Source organism: Pseudomonas sp. SJZ131, assembly GCF_007828705.1.
Lineage (GTDB): Bacteria > Pseudomonadota > Gammaproteobacteria > Pseudomonadales > Pseudomonadaceae > Aquipseudomonas > Aquipseudomonas prosekii.
In genome coordinates this window covers 18,699-39,061 of the sequence record NZ_VIVC01000008.1, presented here as the reverse complement: position 1 = coordinate 39,061, position 20,363 = coordinate 18,699, and the positions used below count along the sequence as shown (strand labels likewise).

17 protein-coding genes are annotated in these 20,363 nt (G+C 60.2%); 2 read left to right on the top strand and 15 right to left on the bottom strand.

Annotated features, from left to right (window positions below):
* The first annotated feature begins 4 nt into the window (after positions 1-4).
* Positions 5-1,186 (top strand): aminotransferase class V-fold PLP-dependent enzyme, encoded by a 1,182-nt coding sequence (locus tag FBY12_RS27120; RefSeq protein WP_145257474.1) that lies wholly within the window; start codon positions 5-7, stop codon positions 1,184-1,186.
* A gap of 36 nt (positions 1,187-1,222) precedes the next feature.
* On the opposite strand, the gene FBY12_RS27115 is transcribed toward FBY12_RS27120, so the two are convergent.
* From FBY12_RS27115 to zwf, 4 genes are all read right to left on the bottom strand, one after another.
* The gene (locus FBY12_RS27115; protein WP_145257471.1) at positions 1,223-1,945 is read right to left on the bottom strand and encodes an intradiol ring-cleavage dioxygenase; all 723 of its coding nucleotides are present in this window, start codon (positions 1,943-1,945) and stop codon (positions 1,223-1,225) included.
* A 287-nt stretch (positions 1,946-2,232) separates the two neighbouring features.
* Positions 2,233-2,898, bottom strand: coding sequence for a bifunctional 4-hydroxy-2-oxoglutarate aldolase/2-dehydro-3-deoxy-phosphogluconate aldolase (locus FBY12_RS27110; RefSeq protein WP_145257467.1), 666 nt, complete (start codon positions 2,896-2,898; stop codon positions 2,233-2,235).
* A 17-nt stretch (positions 2,899-2,915) separates the two neighbouring features.
* Entirely contained in the window at positions 2,916-3,629 is a 714-nt protein-coding gene (gene pgl / locus FBY12_RS27105; protein WP_145257464.1) for a 6-phosphogluconolactonase, read from the bottom strand.
* Entirely contained in the window at positions 3,616-5,085 is a 1,470-nt protein-coding gene (gene zwf / locus FBY12_RS27100; RefSeq protein ID WP_092278887.1) for a glucose-6-phosphate dehydrogenase, read from the bottom strand. Before zwf ends, pgl begins: the two co-directional genes overlap by 14 nt.
* A 226-nt stretch (positions 5,086-5,311) precedes the next feature.
* On the opposite strand from zwf, the gene FBY12_RS27095 reads away from it, so the two are divergent.
* Positions 5,312-6,172 (top strand): MurR/RpiR family transcriptional regulator, encoded by an 861-nt coding sequence (locus tag FBY12_RS27095; protein WP_177331417.1) that lies wholly within the window; start codon positions 5,312-5,314, stop codon positions 6,170-6,172.
* A 130-nt stretch (positions 6,173-6,302) separates the two neighbouring features.
* Here FBY12_RS27095 and FBY12_RS27090 read toward each other — a convergent pair whose 3' ends face one another.
* The 11 genes from FBY12_RS27090 to edd all read right to left on the bottom strand — a co-directional run bounded on the left by FBY12_RS27090 (position 6,303) and on the right by edd (position 20,189).
* The gene (locus tag FBY12_RS27090; RefSeq protein ID WP_092278885.1) at positions 6,303-7,157 is read right to left on the bottom strand and encodes a D-hexose-6-phosphate mutarotase; all 855 of its coding nucleotides are present in this window, start codon (positions 7,155-7,157) and stop codon (positions 6,303-6,305) included.
* Positions 7,158-7,272: 115 nt separating this feature from the next.
* Positions 7,273-8,619, bottom strand: a complete 1,347-nt coding sequence (locus tag FBY12_RS27085; protein WP_145257461.1) for a carbohydrate porin — start codon at positions 8,617-8,619, stop codon at positions 7,273-7,275.
* A 171-nt stretch (positions 8,620-8,790) separates the two neighbouring features.
* On the bottom strand, positions 8,791-9,951 hold the full coding sequence (locus tag FBY12_RS27080) for an ABC transporter ATP-binding protein (RefSeq protein WP_145257458.1): 1,161 nt from the start codon (positions 9,949-9,951) through the stop codon (positions 8,791-8,793).
* A gap of 2 nt (positions 9,952-9,953) precedes the next feature.
* Complete coding sequence (locus tag FBY12_RS27075; protein WP_092278879.1) at positions 9,954-10,799, bottom strand: carbohydrate ABC transporter permease; 846 nt, start codon at positions 10,797-10,799, stop codon at positions 9,954-9,956.
* Positions 10,792-11,700, bottom strand: coding sequence for a carbohydrate ABC transporter permease (locus tag FBY12_RS27070; RefSeq protein WP_092278877.1), 909 nt, complete (start codon positions 11,698-11,700; stop codon positions 10,792-10,794). Before FBY12_RS27070 ends, FBY12_RS27075 begins: the two co-directional genes overlap by 8 nt.
* Positions 11,701-11,847: 147 nt before the next feature.
* Positions 11,848-13,140, bottom strand: a complete 1,293-nt coding sequence (locus FBY12_RS27065; protein ID WP_092278875.1) for an ABC transporter substrate-binding protein — start codon at positions 13,138-13,140, stop codon at positions 11,848-11,850.
* A gap of 118 nt (positions 13,141-13,258) precedes the next feature.
* Positions 13,259-14,518 (bottom strand): AGE family epimerase/isomerase, encoded by a 1,260-nt coding sequence (locus FBY12_RS27060; RefSeq protein WP_145257455.1) that lies wholly within the window; start codon positions 14,516-14,518, stop codon positions 13,259-13,261.
* 529 nt (positions 14,519-15,047) lie between these two features.
* Complete coding sequence (locus FBY12_RS27055; RefSeq protein WP_121731241.1) at positions 15,048-16,517, bottom strand: ATP-binding protein; 1,470 nt, start codon at positions 16,515-16,517, stop codon at positions 15,048-15,050.
* Complete coding sequence (locus tag FBY12_RS27050) at positions 16,507-17,238, bottom strand: response regulator (protein ID WP_101208023.1); 732 nt, start codon at positions 17,236-17,238, stop codon at positions 16,507-16,509. Before FBY12_RS27050 ends, FBY12_RS27055 begins: the two co-directional genes overlap by 11 nt.
* Positions 17,239-17,415: 177 nt before the next feature.
* Positions 17,416-18,366, bottom strand: coding sequence for a glucokinase (locus tag FBY12_RS27045; RefSeq protein ID WP_092278867.1), 951 nt, complete (start codon positions 18,364-18,366; stop codon positions 17,416-17,418).
* Entirely contained in the window at positions 18,363-20,189 is a 1,827-nt protein-coding gene (edd, locus tag FBY12_RS27040) for a phosphogluconate dehydratase (protein ID WP_092278865.1), read from the bottom strand. The genes FBY12_RS27045 and edd overlap by 4 nt, the downstream gene beginning before the upstream one ends.
* Between the last annotated feature and the right edge of the window lie 174 nt (positions 20,190-20,363).

Genomic DNA, 20,363 nt, shown 5'->3' with positions numbered 1-20,363 from the left:
GCCCATGCCCGATAACACCCGCCGTGCCCGCGATGAAGACTTCTGGCTGACCTTCGCCGACCGCTACGCCGTCCAGCCTGGGCCGATCAATCTGGAGAACGGCTATTTCGGACGCATGTCGCGCACGGTGGTCGAGGAATACCAGCGCAATATCGAGCTGATCAATCGCAGCAACTCGGTGCAGGTGCGCCAGCGTTTCGAGCCGCAGGACAGCCTAGACATCCGCGCGCAGCTTGCCGAGATGCTCGGCGTGCGCGCGCACTCGATCGCCCTCACCCGCAACGCCTCGGACGGCTTGCAGGCGCTGATCCGCAACTACAACCGGTTGCAACCGGGCGATCAGGTGCTGATCTGCGATCTGGAATACGACACGGTAAAAGGCGCCATGCGCTGGCTTGCGCGTCATCGCGGCGTCGAGGTAATCGAGATTGATCACCAGCACCCGGCGACCTTCGACAGTCTGCTGGCCAGTTACCGCGACATCTTCGTGCGTTACCCGCGCCTGAAGCTGATGGCGCTGACCCACGTCACCCACCGTACCGGTTTGGTGATGCCGGTACAGGCCATCGCCGCGCTGGCGAAGGAACACGGCGTGGATGTGATTCTCGACGGCGCGCATGCGCTCGGCCAGCTCGAATTCGACCTGGAATCGCTGGGCGTTGCCTTCGCCGGTTACAACCTGCACAAGTGGATCGGCGCACCGCTGACTCTCGGCTTCATCTATATCGCCCCGCAGCGCCTGGCCGACATCGACCCGGACATGGGCGAGATGCATTTCCCGCTCAACGACATTCGCGGGCGCACGCCGTACAGCACGCCGAACATTCCGGCGCTGATGACCCTGCCGCTGGTGCTCGAAGAACATCAGGCGATGGGCGGCTCAGCGGCCAAAGGTGCACGGCTCAACTATCTGCGGGATCGCTGGGTCAGCGCGGTGCGCGAGCTGCCGGGTATTGAAGTGATGACCCCGGACGATCCGCGGTTGTATTGCGGCATCACCTCGATGCGCTTTACCAATCATGCCGACCAGCAAGTCATGGCCGAACGGCTGCTCAGTGAGTACAACCTGTTTACCGTGGTGCGCAGCGGTGCGGCGAGCGGGCCGTGCATTCGCATCACGCCGGGGCTGACGACCACTGCTGCCGAGATCGATCTGCTGATCAAAGCCCTGACCGAGCTGAGCTGATCGCATCAAGTCGAGTGCACGCCGCTACACCTTGTATTAAACCGTGTATTTAGCGAAATCCTCGGGTTTGATCTGTGTCGACACCGCAAAGGTGTCGATGCCGATAGTCATGTGCCCGAAAAATCCGTCTTCATGACTCTCCCGCCCGATGCTCCTGACCGTCAGGGTCGAGGCGCTGCCGTTCATTTGTTGATGATATTGATCCTGATGGTTGTCCATCGGCAGCAGACTTCGACCGCTGTAAGCTTTGCCATTGAGCACTGAGCGGGAAGCCACTTCGGGAAAATACAGTTGGCCAACCCACGCAACGTGGCGCTCTTCGAGGTAATTGTTGCCACCGGTGATGCGCACTGCGACATGAATGTGCAGGGCGCGGCCGGCATAAAAACCTGGATAAATCGTGGTGAAACGCACAGCGCCCCTGTTATCGCTGAATTGCCCGCCGCGCAGGTAGGTGTCGTCATCGGTGCGCGGAACGGCGCCGATGTGGTCGGCTGCGACTGCCTGATCCGGATCAACCTTGCTCCAGCCCGAATAGGCGCCACGCGCGTTGCAGTGCCAGATATCCACCAGCGCGCCGCTTACGGGTTCGCCGGTCATGGCGTCGACAATCGACAGGCGCAACACCAGCGGAACGCCATCCTGGCTTTCGCTGATGTTCCTGCGGATCAGTTTGGGGTTGCGGAAATACGGGCCGGCGATGTGCTCGGGTGAAAGCAGCAAAACCCTGTCGCGAGGGGCAGCAGTGGTGTAGTCCATGACGTTCTCTCTTCCTTAAGATTTTTGAAGGATAGAGAGAGAACCGCGCCGGCATGCGGTATCTATGTATCGAGGCGTGTATCCGATCGCATTGCTTGTGTGGGAGCAAGGCTTGCCCGCGAAAGCGCTTTCAGATCCAGCCGATGTGTTGAATGTGCCGGCGCCTTCGCGGGCAAGCCTCGCTCCCACAGGGCTCGATGACTTTTTGCGCAAAAAAAAACGGTGCACCGACCAAGTGCACCGCTAAAGCCGTAGAACACACAACGAAGTGTCTGGTAACAATCAAATCAGTCGAGCAGCGCGAGAGCCTCGGCGGTGCATTCCTGAATGCGTGTCCAGTCGCCGTTCTTGATCCACTCCGGATCAAGCATCCAGCTACCGCCCACGCACATGACGTTTTTCAACGCCATGTAGCTTTTGATATTGGCCGGGCTGACGCCGCCAGTCGGGCAGAATTTGACCTCGCCGAACGGGCCGCCCAAGGCTTTGATCGCCGCGACGCCGCCGCTGACTTCCGCCGGGAACAGCTTGAAGCGGCGATAACCCAAACCATAACCTTCCATGATTCCGGAAGCGTTGCTGATGCCCGGCAACAGCGGAATCGCGCTGTCGACACTGGCTTCAAGCAGGTCGCGGGTAATGCCCGGCGTGACGATGAACTGCGAGCCGGCCGCTTCGGCAGCGGCAAGCATGCTGCGATCAAGCACGGTGCCGGCGCCAGTCACCAGTTCCGGACGCTGCTCGCGCAGGATCTGGATGGCTTTGAGGCCGAACTGCGAACGCAGGGTCACTTCCAGCGCCGTCAGGCCACCGGCGGCCAGGGCGTCGGCCAGTGGCAGTACGTCCTGTTCGCGAGCAATAGTGATCACCGGCAAAATCCGCGCCTTGGCGCAGAGGCTGTCGATCAGGGCAACCTTATCCGCCATGGAAACGGTCGGGGGAGTGTTTTTCATAGCGGCTGATCCTTGGCTCATGGGCACCAGTAAATCTCTAACGTAGGTTGCAGAAACGCGCGAATCGGCATGGCGGCGACATCGTCACCGGCCAATGCGGCACTCAAGGTCGTCAGTTTCGACTGACCGGAAATCGACAAAACGGTGGTCTTCGCCGAAGCCAGCAACGCGCGACTCATGGTCAGGCGCTGATGCGGCACGGTCGGCGCCAGCATCGGATAGCAGCGACGCGTGCCATCGGCTGCCAGTGCCTCGGGCAGATTCGGGCTGTTGGGGAACAGCGACGCGGTGTGACCGTCATCGCCCATGCCGAGGATCAGCACGTCGATCGGTGGCAATTCGGCAAGCAGGCGATCAGCCTGTTCGGCGGCCAGCTCGACGCTGGCAGTGGCGCTGTACAAGCTCAAAAACTGGGCTTTCGCCGCCGGGCCTTGCAGCAGATAACGCTTGAGCAGACCGGCGTTGCTGTCGGCGTGCTCGACCGGCACCCAGCGTTCGTCGGCCAGGGTCACAACGACTTTGGACCAGTCCAGCGTCTGCTTGGCCAGGTGCTGGAAAAACGCCACCGGGCTGCGACCGCCAGAAACCACCAGGGTCGCGGTGCCACGCGCGTCAAGCGCATCGCTCAGTTGCTTGGCCACATTCAGCGCCAGGCCTTCGGCCAGCAGCACCGGGCTCTTGAACTCATGGGCGTTGACGCCCTGAGGCAGTTTCAATTCAGATATCGCCATACCACGACCTCCCATCCCGCGTAATCAGTGCAATGGAGCTCATCGGTCCCCAGGACCCGGCCGCGTACGGCTTGGGCGCATCACCGGATTTTTTCCACCCGGCGATCAACTGGTCACACCACTTCCACGCGGCTTCGATTTCATCTTTACGGACAAACAGGTTCTGATTGCCGCGCATCACTTCCAGCAACAATCGCTCGTAGGCATCGGGAATCCGCGCGCTGCGATAGGTGTCGGAAAAATTCAGCTGCAACGGACCGCTGCGCAGCTGCATGCCCTTGTCCAGGCCTTGCTCTTTGGTCATCACACGCAAGGAAATACCTTCGTCCGGCTGCAGGCGGATCACCAGTTTGTTGCTGATCTGCAGGCGCTGCTCCGGGGCGAAGATGTAGTGCGACGGTTCCTTGAAATGGATGACGATCTGCGACAGCTTCTGCGGCATGCGCTTGCCGGTACGCAGGTAAAACGGCACGCCGGCCCAACGCCAGTTGCGAATGTCGGCACGCAGCGCAACGAAGGTTTCGGTGTCGCTCTGGGTGTTGGAATTCGGTTCTTCGAGATAACCCGGCACCGGTTTGCCTTCGCTGTAACCGGCGATGTATTGGCCGCGCACCACTTGCGTGGTCAGGCCTTCGGGGCTGATCGGCGCGAGGGCCTTGAGCACTTTGACTTTCTCGTCACGGATGCTGTCGGCGGACAGGTCGGCCGGCGGGTCCATGGCGATCAGGCAGAGCAGTTGCAGCAGGTGATTCTGGATCATGTCGCGCAGCTGGCCGGCCTTGTCGAAATAACCCCAGCGACCTTCGATCCCGACCTTCTCGGCCACGGTGATTTCCACGTGGGAGATGTAGTTCTGGTTCCACTGGGTTTCGAACAGGCTGTTGGCGAAACGCAGCGCAATCAGGTTCTGGACGGTTTCTTTGCCCAGGTAGTGGTCGATGCGGTAGGTGCGGTTTTCCGGGAAATACTGCGCCACAGCGTCGTTGACCTTGCGCGACGACTCCAGGTCCGAACCGATCGGCTTTTCGAGGACGACGCGGGTGTTTTCGCTGAGGCCAACCTTCGACAGGTTCTCGCAAATCGCCCCGTAAACGGCCGCCGGTGTAGCGAAATAGGCGATTACACGTTGAGCAGTACCCGCCTGTTCGGCCAGGGCGACGTAGTCTTCGGAGCGCAGGAAGTCGACGTGCAGGTAGGTCAGGCGTGCGAGGAAACGTTCGAGAACCGCTTCGTCCAGTTCTTTGGCATCCACGTAGCGGCGCAGCTCGGAGGTAATGAACGCGAGGTGCTGCTGTTCGCTGCCGGGCTCACGGGCCAGCGCGATGATTCGCGAGTCCTCGTGCAACAGGCCGGCACCGTCCAATTGATAAAGGGCAGGAAACAGCTTGCGCAAGGCCAGATCGCCGAGGGCGCCGAACAAGGCAAAGGTGCACGGTTCTACCGTAATCGAGGGCATGATGTTTGTTCTTTTATCAAGTTAAGCTACAAATACCTTTTTTCAAGGCATCACTCAAGGGAAAATGTAGTAATAACCACAACATTTTCGCAAAATACAGATTCCGAGTGGTGGTCGGTCGGAGCCATCAGTAGGATAGGCCACCGTGACGGGCCGCATCAAAGGCCCTTTTTGCATAGCAGAGCGCATCTTTGCGCTGCTGACTCAAGGAACATCTATGGACCGCGTGCGAAATCTGCTGGAACAAATCCAGAATCGCCTTGAAGACCTGAACAAGGCCGAGCGCAAAGTCGCCGAAGTGATCCTGCTCAATCCGCAGCAGGCCACGCGGTTCAGCATCGCCGCCCTCGCCCAGGCCTCGAAGGTCAGCGAGCCGACGGTCAACCGTTTCTGCCGCTCGTTCGGCGTCAGCGGTTACCCGGAACTCAAGCTGCAATTGGCCCAGAGCCTGGCGAGTGGCGCGGCGTATGTCAGCCGTGCGGTCGAGGCGGATGACAATCCTGAAGCCTACACGCAGAAGATTTTCGGCAGCGCGATTGCCTCGCTGGACAGCGCTTGCCAGGCGCTCGATCCGAACCTGATCAGCCGCGCCGTCGATCTGTTGATTCAAGCGCGGCAGATTCACTTCTTCGGGCTCGGCGCCTCGGCTCCGGTGGCGCTGGATGCGCAGCATAAATTCTTCCGTTTTAACCTGGCCGTGACCGCGCATGCCGATGTGTTGATGCAACGAATGATTGCTTCGGTGGCGCACACCGGCGAGTTGTTCGTGATCATTTCCTACACCGGGCGTACCCGTGAATTGGTGGAAGTGGCGCGGATTGCCCGGGAAAATGGCGCTTCGGTGCTGGGCCTGACTGCCGAAGGTTCGCCGCTGGCCAAGGCCAGCACGCTGAGCCTGAACATTCCGCTGCCGGAAGACACCGACATTTATATGCCGATGACTTCGCGGATTATTCAATTGACCGTGCTGGACGTGTTGGCGACCGGCATGACGCTGCGCCGTGGCGTGGATTTCCAGCCGCATTTGCGCAAGATCAAAGAGAGCTTGAATGCGAGCCGCTATCCGGTCGGGGATGAGTTCAATTAACTCGGAGGGATCTTCAGCGGCTGTTCCGGCCTCATCGCGAGCAAGCTTGCTCCCACAGGGGAAATGTATTCCAAATGTGGGAGCGAGCTTGCTCGCGATGACGTCAGCAGCAGCACCGCAACACTTTTGCTCAAACCCCCACCCGCGCCTGCAAACTCAAATGCGCCCTCTCCCCCGGCGCCAGGCTCAGGCTGTCGGTGCCGCCGCTCGCCGCTTCCACGCAGACAAATTCCAGCACTTCATTCCAGCTCACCCCGAGCAATGGCCGCGACCCCGGATGCCAGACCACCGTGTCGCCATCGTCACCGGTGTCGATGCACAATTCGCGTTGCCAGGCGTGGTCCTTGAGCTGTAGTTCGCCATCATGCTGGAACACCCGCTGACAGCCGCCATCCACGCGCAACTCACCTTCCTGAAGACAGGCCTGACGACTTAACTGGTCATAACCCTGCGCACCGTCGAGCCCAGACAGCGCTACCTCACCAACGTCGCCAATACGCCAGTACGCGTGCAACGCCTGACTCAACTGGCACGGCAGGCTGTCTTGATGCTCGGTGCTCAGGCGCAAATCCATGCGTTCGCCAAGGTGCGCGTGCAGGTCAACGGTCCAGTCACACAGCTGCAATTGCCAATGCAAATGCACGCCTTCTTCGTCGTGGCGGCTATCGAGCAACTTCCAGTCGAGCAGCCGCGCCCAGCCATGCGACGGCCAGGCGTTTTCGCTCGGGTGGCGACCAAACCACGGCCAGCACACCGGCACCCCGCCCCGAATAGCGCCGACGTGCGGCCACTTCGCCGCGCACCACAACCAGGGCTTTTGCCCGGTTGGCTGAAAGTGCAGCAACTGCGCGCCCTGCCGACTGAACACCGCTTGGCACAGCGGATGATCGATCACCAGCACATCGCGCATCTGATAGCGCTCCCACGCAAACACCGGGCGTTCGCGCAAGGATTTGAAGAAGCGTTGTAACGGATGCTCATGCATGTGCCGCGATCCTGAAAATCATCTGTCGCCGGGGTGTGCAGCCCCCAAAAAAAAGCGGATAGCCTTGGCCATCCGCATAAATGCGCACATAGAGGGGGAGCTTATCGCAACAGCGTTAGAACACCGACTGAATTTTCAGACCGGCCACCAGCGCGTTATCGACTTCATCAACACCGCCCGGGTGGGTGATGTATTGCAGGTTCGGCCGCACGGTCAGCCAGTTGGTGACGTGGAAGCCGTAGTTGATTTCGTAGTTGTATTCGGTGTTGCGCAGTGGTGCGAACTGCAGGTCGTTGTAATCGCTGATGCCGTTGGAGGCGTTGATCAGCTCGGCGTTTTTCTTCACGTCATCGTTGACGTGAATACGCGCGAAACCGATGCCGACGTCATCTTTCGGGCGCGCATCAAACGGGCCTTTGTACACCAGCATCAGCGACTGATAGTTGTCGATGAAGTTGGTGTCCTTGTCGTGGAACGTCGCGTTAGCCGCGATGTTCAGACCGCGCGAAGCATCACCGTTGTGCGTGGTGAGTTGCTGTTGCGCCACGAACCAATAACCGGATTTGCTGCTGTGACTGCGATAGGCGTTGCCGCTGGTGGCCGCGTCATTGCCATTGTCGTCTTCGCGAACGTCATCAGCCTTGGCCGTGCTTTTGTAGTAACCGACACGGTATTCGCCCGGCAAGTTGTTCGGGTTCGGCAACCAGACCAGTTCAACTGGCAGGACCGTACCTTTGGTGCCGCTGCCGCTGAGTTTGAAGCCGTTGCCGTGTTCCAGTTGCGACGGGTTCTGGTTGTACGCGCCGATCTGCGCATAGAACTCAGGCGAGATGTTGTACTTCACGCGAATCGCCGCTTGGCTGACTGGCCAGTTGTACCAGATGTTGGTCGCCCAGTTACCGACCTGGGAACCGCAGAACGCCAGGTTCTGGAATTCGCACGGGAAGGTGTTGAAGTCTTCACCTTCGCCGAAGTAACCGGCCTTGACGTCGAGTTTGCCGTCGAGGAACTGGTGTTTGATCCACAACTGGGTCAGACGGACCATGTGGCCACGGCCGTAGACTTCCTGCGAGGAGCTCAAGGTGCCGGCGCGCGGATCGCCAACGCGGTCGTTGGAGATGTTCTGGCCATTACGGTTGGTCAGCTGGATCTTCGCTTGCGTGTTGTCCCAGCCCCAGAGTTTTTGCAAGTCCAGCGCCACGCCCAGACCGAACTGGTCGGAGTAACGCGCAGTCTTGTCGTTGTTGTAGCCGCCGTGCAAGTTGCCGCCGACTTCACCGACGTAATCGGCCTTGATGTCGATACCCTGCTCGATCAGCTTGGTCCGCTCGCCACCCCAGTCACCGGTCATCCACTGGGAGTCGGCGCTGAACGCGTCAGCCGCGTGAGCGCTACCGGCCATGGTCATTACCGCAACAGCTGACAATTGGCAGATAAGCTGAGCGTTGTTCTTCTTCTTCATCCCTACATCCTCGTTTTATTGTTATTAACTGTTTTTATCTAACGCGGTTTACATCGATTGCGACGAATGGGCCCATTCGCCACTTATCCCCTTGTAGGAGCCAGGCTTGCCGGCGAAGGCGTCCTTGAAATCGCCTTCGCCGGCAAGCCTGGCTCCTACAGTTTTTGTTTTTCAGCGCCCTTTGAACTGCGCGATGTTACCGACCGCAGCTTCAGTTTTCGGCTGAGCCGCAACGCCCAGCCGCTCGCCAGTCTTGGCATCGAACAGCAGCACTTTCGCCGGATCGAACTGCAAGGTCAGGGTCTCGCCCACGCCCGGTGCAACGTCCGGCGCCAGTCGGCAGCAGACCTTGGTGTCGTTGAGGTTGACGAACACCAGCGTGTCCGGCCCGGTTGGCTCGGTGACCTGGACTTCGGCGCGGATAGTCGGCAAACCGTTCGGCTCGCCGTTGGCCAGGACAATTTGTTCCGGGCGCAGGCCGAGGATCACTTCGCGATCTTCGAGGCCGGCGTCCTGCATGCCCAACGGCAATTCGCAACGCGCCTGACCGCTGTCGAGCAGGGCCAGCAGACGCCCGTCCTTGCGCTGCAAACGCAGGGGGATGAAATTCATCGGCGGCGAACCGATGAAGCTCGCCACAAACAGGTTGGCCGGGTTGTTGTAGATGTCTTTCGGCGTACCGAACTGCTGAATGATCCCGTCCTTCATCACCGCGACTTTATCGCCCAGGGTCATCGCTTCGATCTGGTCGTGGGTCACGTAAACCGTGGTGGTTTTCAGGCGCTGGTGCATCAGTTTCATTTCGGTGCGCATCTCGACGCGCAGCTTCGCGTCGAGGTTGGACAGCGGTTCGTCGAACAGGTAAATCTTCGGCCGCCGCGCCAGCGCCCGGCCCATCGCCACGCGCTGCTGCTGGCCACCGGAGAGCTGGCCGGGTTTGCGATTGAGCAGGTGTTCGATCTGCAGCAACTTGGACACCCGCGCCACTTCGGTTTCGATGTCCGCCGCCGGCATCTTGCGAATCTTCAGGCCGAACGCGATGTTCTCGCGCACGCTCATGGTCGGGTACAGCGCGTAGGACTGGAACACCATGGCGATGTCGCGATCCTTGGGGCTCATGCCGCTGACGTCCTGGTCATCGATCATGATTGCGCCGCCAGTGATGGTTTCCAGGCCGGCGATGCAGTTCATCAGGGTCGACTTGCCGCAACCCGAAGGCCCGACAAGGATCAGGAACTCACCGTCCTTGATCGACAGGTCGATGTCCTTGAGGGTGTCCGGCAGGCCTGGGCCATAGGTCTTGTTTACATTGCGAAGTTCGAGCGTAGCCATGATTACCCCTTGACTGCGCCGGCCGTCAGCCCGCGCACGAAATACTTGCCTGCGACCACATAGACCAGCAGGGTCGGCAGCCCGGCGATCATCGCCGCCGCCATATCAACGTTGTATTCCTTGGCCCCGGTACTGGTGTTGACCAAGTTGTTCAGCGCCACGGTAATAGGTTGCGAATCACCACTGGAGAACACCACGCCGAACAGGAAGTCGTTCCAGATCTGGGTGAACTGCCAGATCAGGCAGACCATGATGATCGGCGTCGACATCGGCAGGATGATCAACCGGAAGATGGTGAAGAAACCGGCGCCATCGAGCCGCGCGGCTTTCACCAGCGCATCCGGCACGCTGACGTAGTAGTTGCGGAAAAACAGCGTGGTGAACGCCAATCCGTAGACCACGTGCACAAACACCAGACCGGTGGTGGTGCTCGCCAGGCCCATTTTGCCGAGGGTGAACGAGGCTGGCAGCAATACAGTCTGGAACGGCAAGAAGCAGCCGAACAACAGCAAGCCGAAAAACAACTGCGAACCACGGAAGCGCCACATCGACAGCACGTAGCCATTGAGCGCGCCGATCGCGGTGGAGATCAGCACCGCCGGAACGGTGATCTTGATCGAGTTCCAAAAATACCCGTCAACCGTGGCCCAGGCCTTGACCCAGCCAATGCCGCTGACCACGGTCGGCCAGCTCAGCAGGTTGCCGGTGTTGATGTCTTCGGGTGTCTTGAAACTGGTCAGCAGCATGACCACCAGCGGAATCAGGTACAGGAACACCGCAAGGATCAGCACCGCGTAGATCGCGATGCGGCTGAGGCTGATGGCCGGTTTGGCAGCGAAACTAGTCATGGCGCTTGGTCCTCAGCTCGGAATACAGATAAGGCACGATGATGGCGAGAATCGCCCCGAGCATCAGGATTGCACTGGCCGAACCCATGCCCATCTGGCCGCGGCTGAAGGTGAAGGAATACATGAACATCGCTGGCAGGTCGGAGGAATAACCCGGACCGCCGGCCGTCATCGCCGCCACCAGGTCAAAACTCTTGATCGCGATGTGCGCGAGGATCATCACCGCACTGAAGAACACCGGGCGCAGGCTCGGCAACACCACTTTGAGGTAAATTCGCGGCATGCTCGCGCCGTCGATCTGGGCAGCACGGATGATCGATTGATCAACCCCACGCAGACCGGCGAGAAACATCGCCATGATAAAACCCGAGGCTTGCCAGACGGCCGCGATCACCAGGCAATACACCACGCGATCCGGGTCGATCAGCCAGTCGAGACGAAAGCCTTCCCAGCCCCAGTCACGCAACAATTTGTCCAGGCCCATGCCCGGGTTGAGCAGCCATTTCCACGCGGTACCGGTGACGATCATCGAGAGCGCCATCGGGTACAGGTAAATGGTGCGGATGAAACCTTCGCGACGGATGCGCTGGTCGAGAAACACCGCCAGCAGCACACCGATCACCAGCGTGATGCCGATAAACATGCCGCCGAAGACCGCGAGGTTTTTGCTCGCAACCCACCAACGATCGTTTTCAAACAGCCGCTGGTATTGCGCCAGCCCGGCCCATTTGTAGGTCGGCAGGAATGTCGAACTGGTGAACGACAGGACAAACGTCCACAGGATATAGCCATAGAAGCCCACCAGAACGATGAACATGCTGGGCGCCAGCACCAGTTTCGGTAGCCAGCGCTGCAGCGCATCGAATGGCGAGGCCTTGCTGAACACAGCAACAGAACTCATGGGAAGATCCAGTACGAAGAGAAAATTTACGTTGGAAATGCTGACCCCTGTAGGAGTGAGCCTGCTCGCGATAGCGGTGTATCAGTCAGCCATTCACTGGCTGACAGATTGCAATCGCGAGCAGGCTCGCTCCTACAGGGCCAAGCATTACTTGGCCGACTTGACCGCGGCGCCGAGTTTCTTCGCGGCGTCAGCCGGATCGGCTTTCGGGTCGTTGATGTAGTTGGTCACCACATCAAAGAACGCGCCTTGCACCGCCAGCGTGGTCGCCATGTTGTGCGCCATGCTTGGTTGCAGGCCGCCGGACTTGGCATCGGTCAGGAAGTCTTTGGCAGCGGTCTGGGCGCACGCGTCGAAACCGTACTTGCCCATGTCGGCGAGCATGTCGTTGCGCACCGGGATCGAGCCTTTGTTGATGCTGAAGACTTTCTGGAAGTTTTCACCCAACACCACTTTGGCAATGTCTTGCTGAGCGGCAGCGGTGCCCGCGTCTTTCTGCTTGAACACGGCCAGGGAATCGATGTTGTAGGTGAACGCCTTGTCGGTGCCCGGGAACGCTACGCACTGGTAGTCGGTGCCGGCGACTTTCTTCGCGGCGGTCCATTCGCTCTTGGCCCAGTCACCCATGATCTGCATGCCGGCCTTGCCGTTGATGACCTTGGCCGCCTCCAGGTTCCAGTCCTGGCCCTTGCCGTCGGCGTCCATGTAGGTCGCGACTTTCTTCAGCTCGGTCAGCGACTTGACCATTTCCGGACCGGTCAGGGTCGCGTTGTCGAGGTCAACCAGAGCCTTCTTGTAACCGTCGGCGCCCATTACCGAGAGCACCACCGCTTCGAACACGGTGCTGTCCTGCCAAGGCTGGCCACCGTGGGCCAGCGCGATGAAACCGGCAGCCTTGAGCTTGTCGCCCGCGGCATAGAATTCTTCGAGGGTGGTCGGGGCTTTTTCGATTCCGGCTTTCTTGAAGACTTCAGGGTTGATCCACAGCCAGTTGACGCGGTGAATGTTCACCGGCACGGCCACGTAATCACCGTCGTACTTCACGGTATCGGAGACTTTCTTGTCGAGCAGGCTGTCCCACTTTTCGGACTTGGCGACATCTTTCAACGCGTCAGTGTCGAGCAGACCGGTGGACGCCCATTCCTGAATGTCCGGGCCTTTGATTTGCGCAACGCCAGGCGGGTTACCGGCCACGGCGCGGCTTTTCAGAACGGTCATGGCCGTAGCACCACCACCACCGGCGACGGCGCCGTCCTTCCAGGTAAAGCCGTCTTTTTCGACTTGGGCCTTGAGCACGTCAACAGCGGCTTTTTCGCCACCGGACGTCCACCAGTGAACGACTTCTACCGAACCTTTGGATTCGGCGGCAAGCACACTGAGGGGGATTGCAGACAGGGAAACGAGAGAAATGACAGTAGCGAGGCGAGAAATCGCATTCATCTAGAAGTACCTTTCTTGTTGTTATGCATTGCAAGTCTGGTGCTTGCGCTGCACGGGATTTTAACCAGGAGTTATCCCTTCGCAGGTAACGAAGGGACGCTTGAATGTCACCACATGGTTACACAGGCACGCTCTGGCTCAACTGCCCCAGCGCAGTTGCCATGCTGGGCGCCAATGGCAGGCGCGGAATCAGCACAGCTTGCCAGGCGTGATAGAGATCGGGTTTGCCCGCCCAGATGTCGGCGCTCGGACGGTTCAGCGGGTCGAGTTCGTGGTGCCAACTGCCGTCGCAACGATCGATGAAATGGCTGTCGCAGAATTCCCAGAACAGCCGATACCAGGTTTCGTATTGCTCATCGCCGGTGCGCTTGAGCAAGGCACTGGCGGCAGCGCTGGCCTCGCAATGGGTCCAGTGCAAACGATGGCGCACCACCGCACGATTGTCCCAGTCGAGCGTGTAGACAATCCCCGGCGCGCCGTCGATGTTCCAGCCGTGGCGGCAGTTGTTATCGAAGAGTTTCTGCGCATCCGTGGCCAGCCAGCCCGGCGTCAACATGCCGGCCCGGACCCGCGCAGCTTCGAGGTGCAGCAACAGCCGCGCCCATTCAAAACCGTGGCCCGGCGTGGTGCCGTAAGGGCGAAAACCGTCCGCCGGGTTGTCGTGGTTGTACTCGCGCAGCGGTTGCCAGTCGCGGTCGAAATGCTCGACCACCAGATAATCGTTGGCGGCAGCGTGGCCGTGGATCACGCGTTCGACGATGCGTTGCGCGCGCACCAGCCAGCGGTGGTCATCGGTGACATCGGCCAGCGCGAGGAACGCTTCGGTGGCGTGCATGTTGCTGTTGGCGCCGCGATAGGCCTCTTCGCCACTCCAGTCGCGAGCGAAGGATTCGCGCATGGCGCCCTCCTCTTCGCTCCAGAAATGCGCGTCGATCACGCGGATCGCTTCGTCGAGCAACGCCTGCGCGCCGGGGCGCTTGGCGACCACGGCCGAACTGGCGGCGAGCGCAACAAAAGCGTGCAGGTACGCGGCTTTGCCGGTGTTGTCGTCGCGATGCCCAGCGACCGCGAACCAGCCGCCATGCTCGGCATCGCGCAACGGACCGCTGAGCGCGCGAACACCGTGATCAACCAGCTCGGCAAAACCCGGCAGGCCCTGAATGTGCGCCATGGCGAAGCTGTGCGTCATGCGCGCGGTGTTCATGGTTTCTGCGTGAGCGTCGGGCGCGAGGTGGCCCTTTTCATCGAGATTGCCGAAGCCTTCCGGCAGCTTCGAAGCCTTGGCAAACGTCAGCAGGCGCAGGCCTTCGGCGGCGAGCCAGTGCTGATGGGCAGGCGCATTGAGCCAACTGTCGAAGCTCGGTTGGAAGGTGTCCATGGGGTACCTTTTTTGTTGTTATGACTGCGGGCAGTCTAAACAACGGCCGAGGAACGGCAGGTAACGAAGGGGACGGGTTTTGTCACAGGGTTGTGACAAATGTGATGGGACTTTGGTGTTGTGTTGGGGTTAAGAGCCACCCCTCACCCCAGCCCTCTCCCCAAGGGGTAGAGGGGGCCGACGGCGTTGTTCTTGGAGGTACATCGACCTGAATTATCGAGTCGCACTCAGGTATTGAAAAGCCCCCAATAGGCTCCCTTTCACCATCCCCAAGGGGTAGAGGGGGCCGACCGAGTTGTTCTTGGAGGTACATCGAGCTGAGCTACCGAGGTGAACTCGGGTTTTGAAAAAATCCCCGATCGGCTTCCTTTCCCCATTGGGCAGAGGGGAGACCGAGTTGTTCTTGGAGCTACATCGACCTGAACCACCGAGTCGAACTCAGGTATTGAAAAACCCCCAATCGGCCCCCTTTCCCCCTCTCCCCTCTGGGGAGAGGGCTGGGGTGAGGGGTGGGTCTAAAGAGCGAAAATCAATCAAGCGACCGAGGAAGCTGCAACGTCACGCGCAATCCGCCCTCGCGCAGGTTCTGCAAACTCACTTCGCCGCCATGGCTATGCGCGATGTTGCGCGCGATGCCCAGGCCCAGACCGTAACCCTGCTGCTGCCCGGCCAGACGAAAGTGCGGTTCAAACACCTGCTCCATCCGCTGCTCCGGCACGCCCGGGCCTTCGTCGTCGACGTGCAAGACAAACGCGCTCGGATCATCGTCGATATGCAAATGCGCGTTCTGCCCGTACTTCAACGCGTTGTCGATCAGGTTGCCGATACACCGCTTGAGCGCCAGCGGTTTCCCCGGATACGCCGCCAACGCCCGGCCATGCTGAGTCACGCGACCATTGCCATTCGGCGCCAGGTACGGTTCCACCAAACAATCGAGTACATGATTGAGGTCGACCGGCTCGATGTTTTCGTGGATGTCGGTGTCTTTCACGCATTGCAGCGCGCCTTTGACCAATAGCTCCAGTTCATCCAGGTCGCGGCCAAACTTGGCTTGCAGCTTCTCGTCTTCGAGCAATTCGACGCGCAAGCGCAGGCGGGTAATCGGCGTACGCAAGTCGTGGGAAATCGCGCTGAACAATTGGCTGCGCTCGGTCAGGTAACGGCTGATGCGTTCGCGCATGGCATTGAACGCGCGGCCAACCTCGACCACTTCGCTGCCGCCGCCCTCGGGCACTGGCTCGACTTCGGCGCCAAGCGACATGTCCCGCGCCGCACGCGCCAAACGCTTCAGCGGCCGGCTCTGCCAATGCACCAGCAGGCCGATAAACAACAGCAAAAATCCGCTGGTGAGCACGATGAACCACACTTGCTGCGCGGGCAGGCCTTGCTCTTCAAGACTGGTGTAGGGCTCGGGCAACAGCGAGGCGATGTACAGCCATTCGCCCGGCGCCATTTGAATTTGCGTGACCAGCACCGGCGGATTCACCGGCTCCAGGGTCAACGCGTAATGCGCCCACGAACGCGGCAATTCATCAAGTTTCAAACCACTGTTGAAAATGCGCAGGTCTTCGGGGCTGACGAACGTCACCGAGATGTCCGTGTCTTGGCCGAGGGATTGGCGCAACACTTCGTCGACCGCTTTGAGCACCGCTTCCTTGCGCGGCGTGATCGGCAACACCTCCATGCCCAGCGGCTTGTCGTTGAGCGTCACCACAAATCGCGTGCCACCCATGCTGCGCAACTGGTCGAGTACCAGCGGCCGAAACGCCACCGGCAACGAGCGGAAATAACTGACGCTGGCGGTCATCGAATGCGCAAGGCTGCGCGCGCTGGTGACCAGGCCTTCAAGTTGCGTGGCGCGCAGCTGCGAAACCCAGATCACGCTCGACAACGCCTGAGCGAACATCACCACCAGCAACGTCAGCAGCAACATCCGCCCGAGTAATGAGCGCGGTACCGGAACCTTGGCGGCGAGGGAACGCAGCCCGTCAATGACCATTGCTGGCGACCACGTTGGCGGCCAGTTGATAACCACTGCCGCGCACGGTACGGATCAGCCGTGGCGGTTTTTCGGTGTCGCGCAGGCGTTGGCGCAAGCGGCTGACGGCCATGTCGACGATGCGATCGAGCGGCATCAAGTCGCGGCCACGGGTGGCGTTGCCGATGGTGTCGCGGTCGAGGATTTCCTGCGGGTGGTCGAGGAACAGTTTGAGCAAGGCGAAATCGGCGCCGGACAGAATCACTTCTTCGCCGTCGGTGTGAAACAGCCGATGGCTGACCATGTCCAGCCGCCAGTCATCGAAGGCCAGCACTTCGCTGCCCGAGCGTTCCTGGCCGAATTGCGCGCGACGCAGCAGCGCTTTGATCCGCGCCTGCAATTCGCGCGGGCTGAAGGGTTTGCCGAGGTAATCGTCGGCGCCGAGTTCCAGACCGATCACGCGGTCGGCCTCGTCGGAGCTGGCGGTGAGCATGATGATCGGCACCTGGGCCTGGCGCGGATGCTGGCGAATCCAGCGGCAGAGGCTGAAACCGTCTTCGTCCGGCAACATCACGTCGAGGATCACCAGATCGCTCGGCGCTTCGTTCATAGCCTGGCGAAAACCGGCGCCGTCCGGCGTGGTGCGCACCTGAAAACCTGCGCGGGTCAGGTAGGTGTCCAGCAACTCGCGTATCTCTTGATCGTCATCGACCAACAAAATCGACTTGTTGACTGAGCTCACAGGGGCGGCATCCTTGTTGTTTGAATTGGGCGGATTATGCCTCAAGCGCGGAACCGACAAACACCAGAAACCCATGTAGGAGTGAGCCTGCTCGCGAAAGCGGTATGCCAGTCAACGTCAATGTTGAATGTCAGTCCGCTATCGCGAGCAGGCTCACTCCTACAGGTTTAGTGTGTTTCAGGCTTGGTCGAGCGCCACTCCCGCGCCGACAAGCCCGGAATACGGTGCTGTCACCAGCCACACCGGGATGCCTTTGAAGTAATCGCTCATGCAGCCCTTGTCGGCAAAACACCGGGCGAAACCACTTTCGATGAAGAAATCGGCAAACCGTGGAATCACCCCGCCGACGATAAACACCCCGCCGCGCGCCCCGGTAGTCAGCACGTTATTGCCGGCGACTCGCCCGAGCCAGCAGCAGAATTGCTCCAGCACTTCCAGGGCAATCGGATCGCCCGCCAGCCCTGCTGCGGTGATTGATTCCGGAGAATCGAGCACCGGCTCGTGGCCGTCCACCGCGCAGATCGCCCGGTAAACCCGAGGCAGACCGCCGCCGCTCAATGCGGTCTCGGCGCTGACGTGGCCGATCTCGTTGAAGATGTGTTGCCACAGCTGAGTTTCACGCGGGCTGCTCAGCGGCAGATCGACGTGACCGCCCTCGCCCGGCAACGCCGCGAACCGGCCTTCGCCCAGATTCAGCAATGTGCCGACGCCCAGACCGGTGCCGGGGCCGATCACCACCGCCGGGCGCAGTGGCTCCGGTGTGCCGGCGCAGACCACGCGAAATTCGTCGGGCTGCAAGCGGGTCATGCCCAGCGCCATCGCCGAAAAGTCGTTGGTCAGGAGCAATCTGTCGACCTGCAAAATTTCGCAGAACGCCTTGCGGCTGAGGCGCCAGTGGTTGTTGGTGAATTTGAATTCATCGCCACTCACCGGCCCCGCCACCGACAGGCACACCGAACCGATGTCGCCAGGTTTCAAACCGAGACCGCCGAGGTAGACGCCAATGGCCTCCTCGGGGCTGGCGTGATCCGCCGTCGCCAGCACCTGGATCGATTCCAGTTGCTGGTTTTTCCACAACGCGAAACGTGCGTTGGTCCCTCCGATGTCACCGACCAAAGCCAGTTTCAATTAAGCGTCTCCAGGGCAGAAGTGAAGGCGCTGGCGCCCTGCTCTGCGGAGCTGAAGGCCATGCGCATGAAACCAAACAGTTCGCGGCCGCTGCCGATGTTGTTGGCCAACAGGCCTTTGGCAGGTTCGCGTGCTGCGAATTCTTCGGCGTCCACCTTAAGCTCCAAAGTGCCTTTGACGCCATCGACGCGGATGATATCGCCCTCTTGCACGCGCGCCAAAGCGCCGCCGACAAAAGCTTCCGGGCTGACATGAATCGCCGCCGGGATTTTCCCCGAAGCGCCGGACATGCGTCCATCAGTGACCAACGCAACCTTGAAGCCGCGATCCTGCAGCACGCCGAGGAACGGGGTCATTTTGTGCAATTCCGGCATGCCGTTGGAGCGCGGGCCCTGGAAGCGCATCACTGCGACAAAATCTTTCTCCAGCAAACCGGCCTTGAATGCGTCGGCCAGATCCTGCTGATCCTGGAAGACCATGGCCGGTGCTTCGACGATCTGATTCTCCAGCGCTACGGCGGAGACTTTCATCACGCCGCGCCCGAGGTTGCCTTCCATCACCCGCAGGCCGCCCTCAGGCGAGAACGCGCGCGCCACTGGACGCAGGATGGTTTCGTCGAGGCTTTCGATCGGGCCTTCGCGCCAGACCAGTTCGCCGTTATCGAGGAACGGTTCGACGGTGTAGCGACTCAAGCCATGGCCGAGCACGGTGTTGACGTTTTCGTGGAGCAACCCGGCTTCCAGCAGCTCGCGGATCAGGAACGACATGCCGCCAGCCGCCTGGAAGTGGTTGATGTCGGCTTTGCCATTCGGATAAACGTGGCTGAGGGTCGGCACCACCTCGGAGAGGTCGGCCATGTCCTGCCAGGTCAATTGAATGCCCGCGGCCATGGCGATGGCCGGCATGTGCAAGGTGTGGTTGGTCGAGCCGCCGGTGGCGTGCAACGCGACAATCGAGTTGACCAGCGAACGCTCGTCGACGATTTCGCCGATCGGCATGAAATCGCCATTCTGCTTGGTCAGGCGCGTGACTTGGTGCGCCGCTTCGCGGGTCAGGGCATCGCGCAACGGCGTGTTCGGGTTGACGAACGAGGCGCCCGGCAAGTGCAGGCCCATGACTTCCATCAGCAGTTGGTTGGTGTTGGCGGTGCCGTAGAACGTGCAGGTGCCGGGGCTGTGGTAGGAATTCATTTCCGATTCCAGCAGCTCTTCGCGGCTCGCTTTGCCTTCGGCATAGCGCTGGCGCACATCGGCTTTCTGCTTGTTGGAAATGCCCGACACCATCGGCCCGCCCGGCACGAAAATCGTTGGCAGATGACCGAAACGCAGCGCGCCCATCATCAGGCCCGGGACAATCTTGTCGCAGATGCCGAGCATCAGCGCGCCATCGAACATGTTGTGCGACAGCGCCACGGCGGTCGACATGGCAATCACTTCGCGGCTCGGCAGGCTCAGCTCCATGCCCGGCTCACCCTGGGTAACGCCATCGCACATCGCCGGAGTGCCGCCGGCGAACTGGCCAACCGAACCGATTTCGCGCAGGGCTTTCTTGATTTGTTCAGGGAAGACTTCGTACGGCTGATGCGCCGAGAGCATGTCGTTATATGAGGAAACAATTGCGATGTTGGCCGAGTTCATCATCCGCAGACTGTTCTTGTCTTCGGTGCCACAACCGGCCACGCCATGGGCGAAGTTGGCGCATTGCAGCTTGCCGCGCATCGGACCGTCGCTGGCAGCGCCGCGAATCAGCGCAAGGTAAGCCTCACGAGTAGCTCGGCTACGGGCGATAAGCCGTTCGGTGACCTCAAGGACGCGGGGATGCATGTGTAGAACTCCAGGCTAACGGATGTGGCGACCTGATTGTCTATGCTGATCAAGCGCCACTGTCGGTGAGATGACAGACGGTTTACTTGATCGATCGGACCAGTTGATTCAGGTCACTCGTTGTAGATTGAACAAAATATTGCCATTAAAAAGGCTTGTTTTCTATTTTTATGC